This window comes from Clostridium sp. K13, from assembly GCF_019734195.1.
Lineage (GTDB): Bacteria > Bacillota > Clostridia > Clostridiales > Clostridiaceae > Clostridium.
In genome coordinates this window covers 13,821-29,880 of the sequence record NZ_JAASHM010000017.1, presented here as the reverse complement: position 1 = coordinate 29,880, position 16,060 = coordinate 13,821, and the positions used below count along the sequence as shown (strand labels likewise).

Genomic DNA, 16,060 nt, shown 5'->3' with positions numbered 1-16,060 from the left:
CTAAATTATGAAGCAATTTAGTTTGTTAAGGGCCTTCGGCCCTTAACTTTCATTTTGGTTCTCAATATACTTAAAATTATCCATATCTTAAAAGATGCCTATATTTACAAACAACAAAGTTATAGCCATCAATCCAATAATCTAGTAAATCAGGTCTATAAATTACAACATTTTTTAAAAAGTCATCAAATAAATTTAAATTTAAAAGTATTTTAATTATATCCTTTGGATAAGGAGTAATTTTTGAATATGGTTTTCTGGGGTCAATTACCATTAATTTTTCATTTTTATCTATGAAAATATGAGCATTTCTAATATTAATTCGTTTAAATTTTAATCTCTTTAAATCCTCTATTAGATCAATTAATTCTTTAGAAAGAGAATATGATAATCCATTATTTTTGAGATGTTGAGATAAATTCTCACCTTGTACAAATTCTCTAACGACTATATTGCTAATTCTAATAATAACATTAGGGAAAAAACGGCTATCTTTAACATTATCCAGTATAGATGCTTCCTTCTTTGCAGCTTTTATTGTGTTAAAGCGTTTTAAAGCAAATCCTTCTGGTGTTAAATAGACACTACCTTCAGCTCCAGATCCAAGTAAAATACAATCATTTAATTCTATAAGAGTATTCATAAAATCACTTAACTTATTGCTTTAATTATTATATGCAATATGAATGTAAAATTTTCTTAATATAATCAAAAAGTAATTTTATGATGATGAAAAAATTAATTTTTTAAAATTATAGATAAAATCATAAGAATTGTGGTAATATTGTGATGGTTAGTAATCGAAAAATAAATAATTATGGGGTAAAACATAGAAGTATGGAAAAAACAAGAAAATATGAAGAACAAAGTAAAAAATATATTATTTATATGCTTATATCAACTATATTGTTTTTAATATGTAGTCTTATATTAATAAAAGTAATTAATGTTAATGAAATAAAATCCTTGCCGATACTTAAGGATTTAAATTCAATTAATATAATAATAGGTATAATAGCTATTCCATGTTGTTTATTATATTACTACATGTATAGAAATAATGAATTCTTTATTTTAACTTTATCATATATAAGTATTTTTATTGAATATATTTATTTAAATTATATTGTTCAAAGTATAGGATTATCAGGGCGTTTAATAACATTTCCTTTTATTTTTAGAATATTTTTATTAACTATTGCTATTTTTAATGAAAGTAAATATGTAAAAAAAATTATTGATAAAAAGAGGTTATCTGTAATAGTAGTTTTAATAATTAATATTATAGGAACGTATTTAGAAGTAAAATTAAATTTAAATATATTTTTTCGAGAAAGAAATACATTTATATGGAACATATTTCAAATAAATATATTAATTTATTATGCCATATTATTAGGATTATTAGCTATACGTTGTATGAGAAAAAGAGAATTTATATATACAATTTTTATAACAACTATTAGTGTATTTACAATTAGAAGAGTATTTTATTTTAGATTATTCAATGATTGTAGTAGTAAAGTTATTGAGTATAATAAAGTATTAACATTTATTGCTTATCTTATATTACTTATTGGTTTATATATTGAAGTTGTTAGACGTATAGAGGAAAGTATTAGACTAAATAGTCAAGTAAATGACTTTAAAAAGTTAAAAATAAAATATAAAGAAATAAAAGAAGTTGAAAAGGCAAAAGGACAGTTTTTTGCAAATTTATCACATGAAATAAAAACACCTATAAATATAATTTATTCATGTGTTCAGTTATTAGATATTAATAAAAAAGAAGGGGATAGGGCATTATGGGATGCTTATAATAAATATGACAATACTATAAAACAAAATTGTTATAGATTATTAAGATTAGTTAATAATTTGGTAGATATGACTAAAATAGATTCTGGATATATGAGTCTTACTTTTGTTAACTATGAAATTGTTAGCTTAGTTGAGGATATAATATTATCAATTGTTCCTTATGTAGAATCTAAAAATATTAATGTATTATTTGATACATATATTGAGGAGCTAGAAATAAAATGTGATCCTGAAAGTATAGAAAGAGTTATTCTAAATTTACTTTCTAATGCTGTTAAGTTTACTAATTATAATGGTAATATATTTGTTTTTATGGATGCAGATGATGATTATGTCACTATACGAATTAAAGACGATGGTGTTGGAATATCAGAGGAAGTACAAGAAGAGATATTTAAACGCTTTGTACAAGAGGATAAATCATTTAATAGAAAAAAAGAAGGTAGCGGAATAGGATTAGCTTTAGTTAAATCATTAGTAGAATTGCACGGTGGACAGGTCTATTTAGAAAAAGGTATTGAAAAAGGTAGTGAATTTGTTGTTAAATTACCTAATGTTAGAATAGAAACTGAAGAAGAGACTGATAATAAAATAATAGACGTAGATAATAAACCATTAGTACAAAAAATACATATAGAGTTTTCGGATATATATGAATTGTATTGATAAAATAGTGTGAAAAAAGGGATTATATTAAAACTCTATTATTAAAGGTAAGAGAGAAGAGTGAAGAGTTAAGGTTGAAACTACTATGGCAGTTTTTTTGAAATATATGTTTTCTTAATTCAGCTTAGCTGAATTATTCCTTAACTTTTCACTCTTACTTTTTCTCTATTCACTTACTAAATTGCTTGGTAATTCAGTTGTTAATAATTTTCTTTTTATTAAACTATCGAATAACATAGAAATATAAAAGAACAATTATACCAAGTATAATTCTATACCATCCAAAAGCTTTAAAGTCATTATTCTTTATGTAAGACATTAAGAATTTAATAGCAATTATTGATACTACAAAGGCTACAACCATTCCAACTAATAATATTGTTAATTCATTTCCAGTCATGGCAAACCCAGTTTGAAGTCCAAATTTAACAAGTTTTAAAGCACTAGCTCCAAACATAACTGGAATTGCAAGGAAGAATGTGAATTCTGCAGCCACAGTTCTAGAAACACCAATTAATAATGCTCCAACAATAGTAGCACCTGAACGAGAAGTTCCAGGGAAAATTGCAGCTATAAGTTGGAAAAGTCCTATCATAATTGCAACTGTATAAGTTATTTCTGCTAAACTATTAATCTTAGGTTTTTTACCTTTATTATAGTTTTCTATAACTATAAATAAAATACCAAACAGTATTAGCATTACGGCAACTGTAGTAGGATTGAAGAATAATGCATTAAGCTGATCATCAAATAAAAGTCCAATGATAGCAGCAGGAACGCATGCAATTAAAATTTTAACCCACATTATTAAAGTATCTTTTTCAATTTTAACGCCATTATCATATTTAAATGGGAATATTTTTTTCCAATATAATAAAATAACTGCAAAAATAGCACCGAGTTGTATAACTACTAAGAACATATCCATAAATTCTTTAGAAACATTTAGTTTTAAAAATTCATCAACTAAAATCATATGTCCAGTACTACTGATAGGAAGCCATTCTGTAACACCTTCAACGATACCAAGAATTATGGCCTTAATAATTTCTAAAAACTCCATCAAATTACCTCCATTGTAACTATATTAATTTAATCACCTTTCTATTATATATAAGAATAATAATTTATTAAAGGAAAAATAGTAAAATAAAATAAAATTTTAACAAAAATCAATGCTAAATTACAACTGTTATATAAATTTCTGAAAAGGTGTATATACATTAGTAATGTTATAGAGTAAAATATAGTAGTATATGTATAAGCTAAATGGAGGAAAGGTTATGAAAAAATTATTAGTAGTAATTGATTATCAAAATGATTTTGTTAATGGAGCTTTAGGTTTTGTAAAGGCTGAAAACTTAGAGAATAATATATATAATAAAGTTAAAAGTTATTTAAATGAAGGACATAATGTAGTTTTTACATATGATACTCACTCAGAAGAATATTTAAATACAAGAGAGGGAAAAAGTTTACCAGTACCCCACTGTATAATAAATACTAAAGGGCATGAGTTATATGGAAAGCTTAGTGAATTTAAAGAAAATTCAAATACTATTCATATAAATAAATATTCTTTTGGAATTTCGCCAGAAATGATGATTAAATTAGTTGAAAGAATAGGAGACAATATAGATTGTATTGAAATAGTAGGGGTTGTAACTAACATATGTGTAATAAGCAATGTAGTAACATTACAATCACAATATATAAATGCTGATATTATAGTAGATGCATCACTATGTGCAAGCTTTGATAATGATTTACATGAAAAAGCTTTAGATGTAATTGAATCATTACAGGTTAAAGTGATAAATAGAAATTAAAAAGATTTATTTAATAAGATAGAGCAGTATAGATATAGGATGGTTATTAGAAGAACTTCCTATATCTTTTTTTATTATATATTTTAGTAAAAACAATTGTTATTTAAGTTATTAAAAGTAAGTAAAATATAAATAAAAAAGAATATCATAAAGATATTCTTTTTTTGGTTGCGGGGATAGGATTTGAACCTACGACCTTTGGGTTATGAGCCCAACGAGCTGCCAACTGCTCCACCCCGCGATATTATATTAATTTATATTATTAGTATAATACTTTAAAATTATATAGTCAATGTTAAAATACAAGAAAAGGAAAGTAAAAAGTCTGTAAGGTAAATACATATTATTTTTTATTTTTTAAATACTATTAAAGAGTAAAAATTTATTTGGTAAAAGCTTAAAACATAATATAATTTGAAAAATTAATGAAAGAGAGGTAAAAACTATGAGAAAAATGAAGACAATGGATGGTAATACAGCGGCTGCTTATGTTTCATACGCATTTACAGAAGTAAGTTCAATCTATCCAATAACACCTTCATCTCCTATGGCTGAGCATATTGATGAATGGGTAGCTCAAGGAAAGAAAAATATATTTGGAGAGCCAGTAAAGGTTGTAGAAATGCAATCAGAAGCAGGGGCAGCAGGTGCACTTCATGGGATACTTCAAAGTGGAGCATTAGGAACTTCATATACAGCATCACAAGGCTTATTACTTATGATACCTAATATGTATAAGATGGTAGGTGAAAGATTACCAGGTGTTTTACATGTTGCTGCAAGAGCATTAGCAACTTCATCATTAAGTATATTTGGTGATCATCAAGATGTTATGGCAGCAAGAGCAACAGGTTGTGCAATGCTAGCAGAGGGGTCAGTACAAGAGGTAATGGATTTATCTCCAGTAGCACATTTAGCTGCACTTAAAGGAAGAATGCCATTTGTAAACTTCTTTGATGGTTTTAGAGTTTCTCATGAAATACAAAAAGTAGAAGTTTTAGAATATGATGAATTAGCAAAGCTTTTAGATTATGAAGCTTTAGATAATTTTAGAAAAAATGCATTAAATCCAAGTCATCCAGTAACTAGAGGAACTGCACAAAATCCAGATGTATATTTCCAATTATGTGAATCATTAAATAAATATTATGATGATATACCAGCAATAGTTGAAGAGTATATGAGTAAGATTACTGAATTAACAGGAAGAGAATATCATTGCTTTGATTATTATGGAGCACCAGATGCGGATAGAATAATTATTTCAATGGGATCTGTAAGTGATGTAGTTGAAGAAACAATAGATTATTTAAGAAATAAAGGAGAAAAGGTTGGTTTAATCAAAGTAAGATTATATAGACCTTTTAGTATTGAAAGATTATTAAATTGTATTCCAAGCACTGTTAAAAAAATTGCAGTATTAGATAGAACAAAGGAACCCGGATCAATAGGTGAACCTTTATATTTAGATATATTAAGAGCTGTAAATGATATGGAAAATCCACCAAAGGTAGTAGGAGGAAGATTCGGTTTAGGATCAAAGGATCCATATCCAGCTGATATTGCAGCTGTTTATAGTAATTTAGCAAGCGAAAATCCAAGAAATAGATTTACTATAGGTATTGTAGATGATGTAACTAATTTATCATTAGATCCTAATAATGAGATAGATGTAGCTGTAGAAGGTACAACAGCATGCAAATTCTGGGGCCTTGGATCAGATGGTACAGTAGGTGCTAATAAGAGTGCAATTAAAATAATTGGTGATCATACTAATATGTATGCACAAGGATATTTTGCTTATGATTCAAGAAAATCAGGAGGAATAACTATTTCTCACTTAAGGTTTGGTAAAAATCCAATAAAATCACATTATGAAATAGATAAGGCTGATTTTGTTGCTTGTCATAATCAATCATATGTATATTCATATAATGTATTAGAAGGTTTAAGAAAAAATGGTGTATTTGTATTAAATACTATATGGGATAAAGAAGAACTAGATGAAAAATTACCAGGAAAAATAAAAAAATATATTGCTGAAAATAATATAAACTTCTATACAATAAATGCTGTTAAAATAGCTCAAGAAATAGGTTTAGGCGGAAGAATTAATATGATAATGCAAGCAGCCTTTTTTAAACTTGCTAATATTATTCCTGTTGATGAAGCTATTAAGTATCTAAAAGAAGCAGTAGTTACTTCATATGGTAAAAAAGGTGAAAAAGTTATAAATATGAATTATGCTGCTATAGATAAAGGATTAGAATCAGTAGTAAAAATAGATGTTCCAGATTCATGGAAGTCTGCAAGTGATGATAAACTTCAAGAGGAAATGAGTGTTCCTGATTTTGTAAGAAATATTTGTATTCCTATTAATAAGCTTGAAGGAAATAACTTACCTGTATCAGCTTTTGTAAATAATAATATAGAAGATGGTACATTTATGCATGGAACTACTAAATATGAAAAGAGAGGAATAGCCGTTAATGTTCCAGAGTGGATTCCTGAAAATTGTATTCAATGTAATCAATGTTCATATGTATGTCCACATGCATGTATTAGACCTTTCTTATCAACAGAAGAAGAAGTTAAAACTGCGCCTTCAAGCTTTAAAAAACTTCAAGCAAAAGGTGTTAAAGGAGATGTTTCTTATTTCTATACTATAGGAGTTACACCACTTGACTGTACTGGATGTTCTAATTGTGCAGAAGTATGTCCAGCGCCAGGAAAAGCACTTGTTATGAAACCATTTGATTCACAACATGATCAAATAGAAGCTTGGGATTTTGCAGTAGAAGATATAAAGAATAAGAAAAATCCTATGAATAAGAACACAGTTAAAGGAAGTCAATTTGAACAACCATTATTAGAGTTCTCAGGAGCATGTGCAGGTTGTGGAGAAACTCCATATGCAAAATTAGTAACTCAATTATTTGGTGATAGAATGGTAATAGCAAATGCTACAGGATGTTCTTCAATTTGGGCATCATCAGGAGCAGCAACAGCTTATACAAAAAATCAAGAAGGCTATGGACCAGCATGGGCTAACTCTTTATTTGAAGATAATGCAGAATATGGACTTGGAATGTTTATGGGAGTTAAAACTATAAGAGAAAGAATTGCTTCAAATATTCAAAAAGCATTAAATGAAGGTTTATGTAGTAGTGCAAAAGAAGCCATGGAAGAATGGTTAAATAACAAAGATGAAGGCGAAGGATCAAGGGAAAGAGCAGAAAAGTTAGAATCTGCCTTACAAGGTTGTAATGAAGAGGTTGCAAAGGAAATATTAAAGGATAAAGAATTCTTCATTAAGAGGTCACAATGGATATTTGGTGGAGATGGATGGGCATATGATATTGGTTATGGTGGATTAGATCATGTGCTTGCAAGTAATGAAGATGTTAATGTCCTTGTATTTGATACAGAAATTTATTCAAATACTGGAGGTCAAGCATCAAAATCTACACCTACAGCAGCAATAGCTAAATTTGCAGCTTCAGGAAAGAGAACTAAGAAGAAAGACTTAGGAATGATGGCTATGAGTTATGGATATGTTTATGTAGCACAAGTATCATTAGGTGCAGATAAGAATCAAACAATTAAAGCTATAACTGAAGCAGAAAAATATAATGGTCCATCATTAATTATTGCATATGCACCATGTATAAGTCATGGAATAAAATCCGGTATGAGCAATACTCCAGATGAGCAAAAGAAGGCTGTAGATTGTGGATATTGGAATCTTTATAGATATAATCCTTCACTAAAGGGAGAAAAGAATCCATTTACATTAGACTCAAAAGAACCAAAGGCAGATTTCAAGGATTTCTTAATGGGCGAAGTAAGATATGCAGCATTAGCTAAAGTTTTCCCAGAACTAGCTGAAGAATTATTTGATAAGACAGAAAAAGATGCTAAAGAAAGATTAGAAAACTATAAAAAATTAGCACAAGATTAATAATAAGGAGCTGAATTTATAAATTCAGCTCCTTAATTTTTTTATTAAATTTAGAGTAAACAGTATCTATTATGTATGGTTCGTTGCAATGAATATGTAATTCATCAATTGGAAGCCATTTAACACCACTAGTTTCTTCCTCATTAATTATAAGTTCATCCTCTTCAGAGGCTTCTAAAAGATAAGCTACAGATAAATGTAAGTGTGATGAAATATATTCACCTTTCTTAATATGACCATTTACAGTTAGAACATCTAGTCCAAGAATATCATTAATTACAGGAGTTACATTTTTTAATCCTGTTTCTTCTTTAGCTTCTTTAATGGCAACATGTAATAAATCTGAATCACCATCAGCATGCCCACCAGTCCATGCCCAGCTTTTGTAAATATTGTGATAAATCATTAAGACTTTAGTTCTTGATTTATTAACTATATACCCTGAACTAGTCATATGGGCAATAGTATTTTTACGTGTTAAAACATCATTGTGTAAATTAATAAATTTTAGTATTAAATCTTTATCTTTAAGTTCTTGTTCATTATAAGGTTCATAATTTTTTATATTTTCAATCCAATTCATAATATTAATCCTTTCTAGAATTAGAGTTTTATAAATATAATAACATAAATAATAAAAAAATAAATTATATTATTGGATTATAATAAATATTGGATTAAAATTTTAATATAAATAAATTGGAGGGATTAGATTTAAATGGATAATAATTTGAAGTGGGTTAATGAAATTAAAATAAATAGGACTTTAGAAGCCTTAAGAAAAAATAATATGGAGGGTTATTTAATTAATACAGAAAATGAGCTTATTCATAAAATACAAGAATTAGTTAATGAAGGTAGTAAAGTTAGTTTGGGTGGATCAATGACACTATTTGAAACTAAAATAATGGAACATTTAAGAAGTGGAAGATATGAACTACTAGATAGATATAAAGAAGGATTAACTGCTGATGAAATAAAGGAAATATATAGGAAATCTTTCTTTTGTGATGCTTATTTTACGAGTACTAATGCAATAACAGAAGAGGGAGAGTTATATAATGTTGATGGTAATGGAAATAGGGTTGCAGCGATGCTTTATGGTCCAGATAAGGTAATAGTTATTGCTGGAGTAAATAAAATTGTAAAAGATATAAATGAAGCAATTTATAGGGTTGAAAATTTAGCAGCACCAGCAAATGCAAAAAGGTTAAATAGAAAAACTCCATGTACAGTTACAGGAAAATGTATGAATTGTAATAGTCCAGAAAGGATTTGTCGTGAGTATACAGTAATAAGGAAGCCAGTTCCTAATAGAATATTTGTATTATTACTTAATGAAGAGTATGGATATTAATTACTGTTAAAATAAAGTGGCAAGCTTTTAGGAGTTTTATCCTAAAAGCTTGCCATAGCTGATTATCATGGATATTCTAAAATTTGTACAGTAACTTGTCTTCTTCCCCATGACATACATTCTTCATAACTATTAAGATATACATCAATAATATTTCCTTTAATTGCTCCACCAGTATCGGCAGCAATAGCTACACCATATCCAGATACATAAACTTTAGAACCTAATGGAATTACATTAGGATCCACAGCAACAGTACTAATACCATCAGGATTTCTAACAGGCTTTAGCCCAGAAGCTGTAGTAGCATGTCCATAATAAGCAGTTGATTCCATAGTTAATGTTTTGATTGCAGTCCCAACTTCAGTTCCAGTTGTAGGCACTGTAGGTGTATTAAGTTCATCTATTCTTGCTTTAGCATTACTAATTCCGTTTTTAGCCATATTAATAGTTGTTGAACTATTTAGTAATGGAATATAAGAATTTAATGTATCAATAGCATTTTGTAATTCTGATGCAGAAGCTGATGAAGAGTTAGCTATAGATAGAGGTTTTGATATTAATAGCTTTTCATTTTCTTCTATAACTGAAAAAACAGATTCTTTTTCAGAATTTAATTGTTCTACATATTGCTCTTGTTCAGCTTTTTTACTTTCAACAGTTTTTAAATCTTCTTCAATTGTTTTCTTTAAAACAACAAGTTCTGAATTTTTATTATTTAATGACTCAATAGTTGAATCTAACTCAGATTTTTTTTCATTAATAGTAGCTAATACTTCTTTATCAGTAGAAATTATTTTCGAGATAGCTTGTACCTTTGAAAATAATTCAGATACACTTTTAGAAGTAATAATACTAACTAAAATGTTTGAAGTCATATTTGTTTTATACATAGTTCTAACTCTGTTATCTAAAACAACTTGAGAATTTTCAATATCTTCTTTAGTTTGTTCTAATTTAGCTTCGTTTGTTTTTATCTGATCTTCAATATCAGCAATAGCTGTATTGTTTTCATTTAACTTAATTGTAGTTTGATCTATTTCTACATCTAATGCTTGAATTTTTGAATTTAATTCTAAAATTTGATTATCAAGTGTTTGATATTTTTGCAAGTTTTCATTTATTGTATCTTGTGGCGTAGCAGCATATACAGAAATAAAGCTTAATGAAGACGTTAATAATGCTGTAGCTAAAGAAACAGTAATAAACTTTTTAAACAAAAAATTCACCTCCTAAAAGAATTATTATTCTTGACGTTACATTACTATATAAATTTATATATGTCAAATTTGCTGTATTTAAATGTCATTTATGAGATAATATAATAATTTAAATAACATAAAAATAAATTTAAATATATTATAACATAAATATATGGAATAAAATAGAAGAAATGGAGAGTATATAAAATAAGTTGAATTATAAGAGAAAGTAATATAAAATTTAGAAAATAATGATTAAGGATTAGTTGGAGGTAAATTGATGGAAAAGTTATATTATGAAGATCAATATTTGAAAGAATTTATAGCTGAAGTAACAGAAGTAATAGAAAAAAATAATCTGTATTATGTAAGTTTAGATAAAACAGCATTCTTCCCAGGGGGAGGAGGACAACATTGTGATTTAGGATATATAGATAATCATAGAGTAATTGATGTTATTGAAGAAAATGGAAAAATATATCATGTAACAGAAAAAAGGCCTATAAAAATACATAGAGTAAATTGTAAGATAGATTGGGATAGAAGGTTAGATGGAATGCAGCAGCATTTAGGGCAGCATGTACTTTCAGGATGCTTTTTTACTTTATTCAATGCAAATACAGTCAGTGTACATGTAGGAAAGGATATTAGTACAGTAGACATTCAAGGATATTTAGATGAAGAAACTATTAGAAAAGCAGAAAAAATGGCAAATGAAATCATACAAGAAAATATAAAGGTCGAATTTTTAACACCATCTAAAAAGGAGTTGAAAAAACTAAATTTAAGAAGAGATTTACCTAATACAGATGAACAAATAAGAATAGTAAAAATAGGTGATTTAGATATTAATGCATGTTGTGGCGTACATCCTAGTAGAACATTAGACCTTCAAGCTATAAAGGTTAAAAGATGGGAAAAACATAAAGGTGCTACAAGAATTGAATATTTAGCAGGAAAAAGAGCTATAAATGATTATTTTAATAAAGATGAGTTTAGAAATAAAATTTGCAGATTTTTAAATTGTGGTGAGGATGATGCAATAAATGCAATTAATAATCTTTCAAGTGACTTAAAAAGCGCTTTAAGTGAGAATAGAGAGATTAAAGCAGAAATTGGAGAATATCAAATTAAAGATATGATAAAAGAGGCAAAATCTATTGGTGATATGTATGTAGTATCAAAGATATATAATGGAGGAGATTTAAAATATATTTCTAAGATTGCAGAAAAAATATCATTAAATGATAATATGATTGTATTATTTGCAGTGAAATTTGAAGATAAAGCAAATTTAATATTTTCAGCATCTAAGAATATAAGTAATGTATCAATGAATGATTTATTAAAAGATGCAATAACTTTAATTGATGGTAGGGGCGGTGGAAGTAAGTTTATGGCACAAGGTGGAGGTAAAAATTGTAGTAATCTTCAAGGTGCCATGGACTATGCTTTGCGTAAGATAAGTTTAATATAGTGTAATTTGGGAAAGTATAAACATAAATATTTGAAAAAGTTAAATCTGTCATTAAAAGAATAGCAATTATTTTTAAGATTCATATAATGAATTATAAAAATATTCAAAGGAGATATAATTATGGACAGAAGATTTTTTGAAAATGATAATATAGAAGACTTAACTAACAATGAAGGTCCAGAAAATTTTCAAAAAATAGAAGAGGAAGAAGAAGTCCTAAAGGAAAATTATATATGGAGTGATGAAGAAGAGAATTTTTCACCAAATGAAATTTTAGATAAAAATGATGGATATCCTATAGCAGAACAAGAGGAAATTTTTCAGGAAGATATTAAAGTAGATGTTTTAGAAGATATCGAAACAACAGAGAATATTGAAACAGTAGAGAGTATTGAAACAGTAGAGAGTATTGAAGAAATAGATGATATTGAAACATCAGAAGATACAATAATAGAAATTAAATATGAAAAAGAAAATGAGTATTCAGATTTTGAAGATAATACAGACTCAGATTATAATTCAGAGTATAATTATGAGCACAATTCAGAATGTGATTATGATTGTAATTATGACTACTCCAATTCAGAAGAATACCAAAATTCACAATGTAATTGTGAATTTACCTATAGCTACTCTGATCCAAATAAAAGATATAGCTCAGAGGAACCTTCAAGTAGTGAAGGTAATGAGAGCGGTACATTAGAAGAAAAACAAATATACAGAGAATACAAGAGATATTATTTAAGAGGTAGAAAAGATGGATATAATGATGGATATGAGGATGGAGCAAGAGATGCTATAAAAGCAGCCTATAGAGCAGGATATAAATGTGGTTTGAGAGTTGCAAGGTATAGAAATCAATATTAGTTGTATGTAAAACGGTAATTACTTTTGTAGTTACTGTTTTTATTTTTTTAATAAATCTCAACTATATACTTAGAATAAATAATGGGAATATAGGAAAAATAAAAAGGAGCATAATAGAATTAATTTTGTTTGTAGTATTATCTAGGAGGATAAACTTTATGAAAATAAACTTTTTATTATTACTATATTTATTATTATTAACTTTTTTTATAGGATGTTCAGATATAAATGATAAAGTAAATAATAACTCAACTACAAGTGAAATAGAAAATGAAGAGGAAGCTGATAAGTTTGAAGGATCTTTAATAGTTACAAATGAGGAGGAGTTGGCTATAGCATTAAAAGAAAATTATAGTATAACTATTAAAAATGATATTAATTCTAGTAATGAACTTATAATTGAAGGTGATTTTTCAAAAACAGATACAACAGAAGGAAATAAAGTTACTCATGTAGGACGTAAATTAAATTTATTTTATATAGATAGTGATAATAATACTATTAACAATTATACATTGAATGTTCCTAAGTTAGTTATAAAAAGCAATGATACAACTATAAAAGGAGGAAAGATTAAAGGGAATATATATGTTGAGGCTAAAGGGGTAATATTAGATGATACAAAGCTTCAAGGAAATATCTATTTTAAAGATGAAAAATTAAAAGATACTTTTAAATTAGAAAATACAGCTACTGTATCTGGAAATATAAAGGTTCAATAGAGTGTAATAAAGGTTAGCAAAAGCTAACTTTTATTTTATATTATGATATATTTTAAGTTTAATTACATAAGTATATAGTGAATATAAAAAATATATAATTGTAAATAATTATAATAAGATTATTTATAAGTAAACATGGAGGTTTAAAATGATGGATGAAATAAAGAAGGTTTTATTATTTGGAGTAGGAGCTGTAGCAAGCACATATGAAAAAGCAACAGAAGTAGTAGATGAGCTTGTTAAGAAGGGAAAAATAACAATAGATGAAGGAAAGGAATTAGGAGAAGAGCTAAAAAGAACTTTTAGAGAAAAAACTAAGGAAAATGAAATTATTACAAATAAGACTAATGTTAATATAGGAAATATAGAAGCTCATAATTATGTTTTAAGAGATGAGTATGAGATGCTGAAAGCAAGAGTATATAAATTAGAAAAGTTATTTAATAAAGAAGAAAAATAGAAGTTAATTTTGGAGGAAAGTAATGGAGGGGAATTCTGTTAATAGATTTAAAGAAATTTTAAAAGTATTTACTAAGTATGGATTAGGATATATTTTAGGAAAAAAAGAGGATAAAATAAAAAATTCCCCTGCAAATCTTAGAAAGGCATTTGAAGAGCTTGGACCAACGTTTATTAAAATTGGTCAAATATTAAGTACAAGACCAGAACTAGTTCATGATGACTATATAGTAGAACTATCTAAGTTGCAAGATGATGTGCCAGCAGAAGAATTTGAAGAAATGTCAAAGGTATTTTATGAAGAGTTTTCTAAAAAGATAGAGGATGAATTTTTATTTATAGATAAAAAGCCAATAGCATCAGCATCTGTAGCACAAGTATATAGAGGTGTGTTAAAAGATGGAAAGGATGTGGTGATAAAGATTCAAAGACCAAACATTAAGGAAAAAATGGATATGGACTTTGATATTTTATTAAGTTTAAGTGAAAAGATTAGTAAAATTTTTAAAGATTCTATAGTAAATCCAAAAGAGATATTATTAGAAATTAAACTATCTACAGAGAGAGAATTAAACTTTAATTTCGAAGCCCAAAATATTGAAAAATTTAGAGAATTAAATAAAGATATATACTGTGTATATGCTCCTTATGTAATAAATGAATATACAGGCAGTAGGGTTTTAACTTTAGAAAGTATAGATGGATTTAAGGTAAATGATTTCGTAGCTATAGAGCTATTAGGTTATGATAAAGATGATATAGCTAAGAAGTTAACACTGTCATATTTTAAACAAGTATTAAAAGATGGTTTTTTTCATGGAGATCCTCATCCTGGTAATATCTTAATAAGGGGTGGGAAAATTTGTTTTATTGATTTCGGAATAGTAGGAGAATTATCAAAAGAAAAACAATGTGAACTAAATAGTGCAATTGCGGCAATTGCAAATGAAGATATAGATAAATTAACTGATTTTGTAATGAGTATAGGAATAAAGAGTGGAAAAGTTGATAGAGAGATTTTATATAAAGATATTGAGTATATTTTTAGAAATTATTATACTACATCATTAAAAAATATAAAAATATCTGTTTTATTTCAAGAAATCTCATCCATTGCAAAAAGAAATAATTTAAGATTAGCTAGCGATTTTACTATGCTTATAAGAACAATGGTGATGGTTGAAGGTTTAGTAGCAGACCTTTCACCAGAACTTAATATAATAAGTTTGGTTATTCCTTATGCTAAGGATTATTATAAAGAGTATTTTTTATCAGAATTTGATTTTAATGACTATTTAATAAAAGGATATAAATTGACAAGAGACACTTTAAATATACCATCTAAACTTGTAGCTTTATCAGATATTTTAATTAAGGGCAGAGGTAAGATAAATATTGTTATTGAGGATAAGGATAAATATATCGATGTATTGAATAAAATGGTAAACAGATTAGCTTTTGCTTTAGTTATAGCAGGAATGGTTGTAGCTTCATCTTTGATAATAAATATAAATGCAGAACCAAAGGTGTATGGAATATCAGTAATAGGAATGGGTGGATACTTTGTATCAGCAATTTTAGGGCTATGGTTACTAATATCAATAATTAGATCAGGAAGTTTAAAATAGAGATGCTTTTAGAAGGTATTGAATCTTAATTTTACTGATATAATTTCTAATTCAAGTAAATACTATATTAG

The 16,060-nt window shown here is 27.1% G+C and carries 13 protein-coding genes and 1 tRNA gene; 9 read left to right on the top strand and 5 right to left on the bottom strand.

The window, feature by feature from the left end; genetic code table 11:
- Positions 1 to 76 precede the first annotated feature (76 nt).
- On the bottom strand, positions 77 to 643 hold the full coding sequence (locus tag HCG76_RS10870; protein ID WP_221700297.1) for a serine/threonine protein kinase: 567 nt from the start codon (positions 641 to 643) through the stop codon (positions 77 to 79).
- Positions 644 to 837: 194 nt separating this feature from the next.
- Here HCG76_RS10870 and HCG76_RS10865 point away from each other — a divergent pair, with 194 nt between their 5' ends.
- On the top strand, positions 838 to 2,487 hold the full coding sequence (locus HCG76_RS10865; protein ID WP_221700298.1) for a sensor histidine kinase: 1,650 nt from the start codon (positions 838 to 840) through the stop codon (positions 2,485 to 2,487).
- 223 nt (positions 2,488 to 2,710) lie between these two features.
- Here the strand turns inward: HCG76_RS10865 and HCG76_RS10860 are convergent, their stop codons facing one another.
- Positions 2,711 to 3,550, bottom strand: coding sequence for an undecaprenyl-diphosphate phosphatase (locus tag HCG76_RS10860; protein ID WP_221700299.1), 840 nt, complete (start codon positions 3,548 to 3,550; stop codon positions 2,711 to 2,713).
- A 220-nt stretch (positions 3,551 to 3,770) separates the two neighbouring features.
- Between HCG76_RS10860 and HCG76_RS10855 the strand changes: the two genes are divergently transcribed.
- Positions 3,771 to 4,316, top strand: coding sequence for a cysteine hydrolase family protein (locus HCG76_RS10855; RefSeq protein ID WP_221700300.1), 546 nt, complete (start codon positions 3,771 to 3,773; stop codon positions 4,314 to 4,316).
- A gap of 165 nt (positions 4,317 to 4,481) precedes the next feature.
- Here HCG76_RS10855 and HCG76_RS10850 read toward each other — a convergent pair.
- Positions 4,482 to 4,557 (bottom strand) — tRNA-Met (locus HCG76_RS10850).
- Between the two features lie 204 nt (positions 4,558 to 4,761).
- Between HCG76_RS10850 and nifJ the strand changes: the two genes are divergently transcribed.
- The gene (gene nifJ, locus HCG76_RS10845; protein ID WP_221700301.1) at positions 4,762 to 8,277 is read left to right on the top strand and encodes a pyruvate:ferredoxin (flavodoxin) oxidoreductase; all 3,516 of its coding nucleotides are present in this window, start codon (positions 4,762 to 4,764) and stop codon (positions 8,275 to 8,277) included.
- 16 nt (positions 8,278 to 8,293) lie between these two features.
- Here the strand turns inward: nifJ and HCG76_RS10840 are convergent, their stop codons facing one another.
- Positions 8,294 to 8,860: an NUDIX hydrolase gene (locus HCG76_RS10840; protein ID WP_221700302.1), complete on the bottom strand. Its 567-nt coding sequence runs from the start codon at positions 8,858 to 8,860 to the stop codon at positions 8,294 to 8,296.
- Positions 8,861 to 8,995: 135 nt separating this feature from the next.
- On the opposite strand from HCG76_RS10840, the gene HCG76_RS10835 reads away from it, so the two are divergent.
- Positions 8,996 to 9,634, top strand: a complete 639-nt coding sequence (locus tag HCG76_RS10835) for a lactate utilization protein (protein ID WP_221700303.1) — start codon at positions 8,996 to 8,998, stop codon at positions 9,632 to 9,634.
- 65 nt (positions 9,635 to 9,699) lie between these two features.
- Here the strand turns inward: HCG76_RS10835 and HCG76_RS10830 are convergent, their stop codons facing one another.
- On the bottom strand, positions 9,700 to 10,854 hold the full coding sequence (locus HCG76_RS10830; RefSeq protein ID WP_260458098.1) for a 3D domain-containing protein: 1,155 nt from the start codon (positions 10,852 to 10,854) through the stop codon (positions 9,700 to 9,702).
- Positions 10,855 to 11,116: 262 nt separating this feature from the next.
- Between HCG76_RS10830 and HCG76_RS10825 the strand changes: the two genes are divergently transcribed.
- The 5 genes from HCG76_RS10825 (at position 11,117) to HCG76_RS10805 (ending at position 15,989) form a co-directional block, all read left to right on the top strand.
- Positions 11,117 to 12,313, top strand: a complete 1,197-nt coding sequence (locus HCG76_RS10825; protein WP_221700304.1) for an alanyl-tRNA editing protein — start codon at positions 11,117 to 11,119, stop codon at positions 12,311 to 12,313.
- A 120-nt stretch (positions 12,314 to 12,433) separates the two neighbouring features.
- On the top strand, positions 12,434 to 13,180 hold the full coding sequence (locus tag HCG76_RS10820) for a hypothetical protein (RefSeq protein ID WP_221700305.1): 747 nt from the start codon (positions 12,434 to 12,436) through the stop codon (positions 13,178 to 13,180).
- Positions 13,181 to 13,338: 158 nt separating this feature from the next.
- Positions 13,339 to 13,902: a hypothetical protein gene (locus HCG76_RS10815; RefSeq protein WP_221700306.1), complete on the top strand. Its 564-nt coding sequence runs from the start codon at positions 13,339 to 13,341 to the stop codon at positions 13,900 to 13,902.
- 148 nt (positions 13,903 to 14,050) lie between these two features.
- A complete protein-coding gene (locus HCG76_RS10810) occupies positions 14,051 to 14,362 on the top strand; it encodes a phasin family protein (RefSeq protein WP_221700307.1) in 312 nt (103 codons plus the stop codon).
- Between the two features lie 22 nt (positions 14,363 to 14,384).
- The gene (locus tag HCG76_RS10805) at positions 14,385 to 15,989 is read left to right on the top strand and encodes an ABC1 kinase family protein (RefSeq protein ID WP_221700308.1); all 1,605 of its coding nucleotides are present in this window, start codon (positions 14,385 to 14,387) and stop codon (positions 15,987 to 15,989) included.
- Positions 15,990 to 16,060 lie beyond the last annotated feature (71 nt).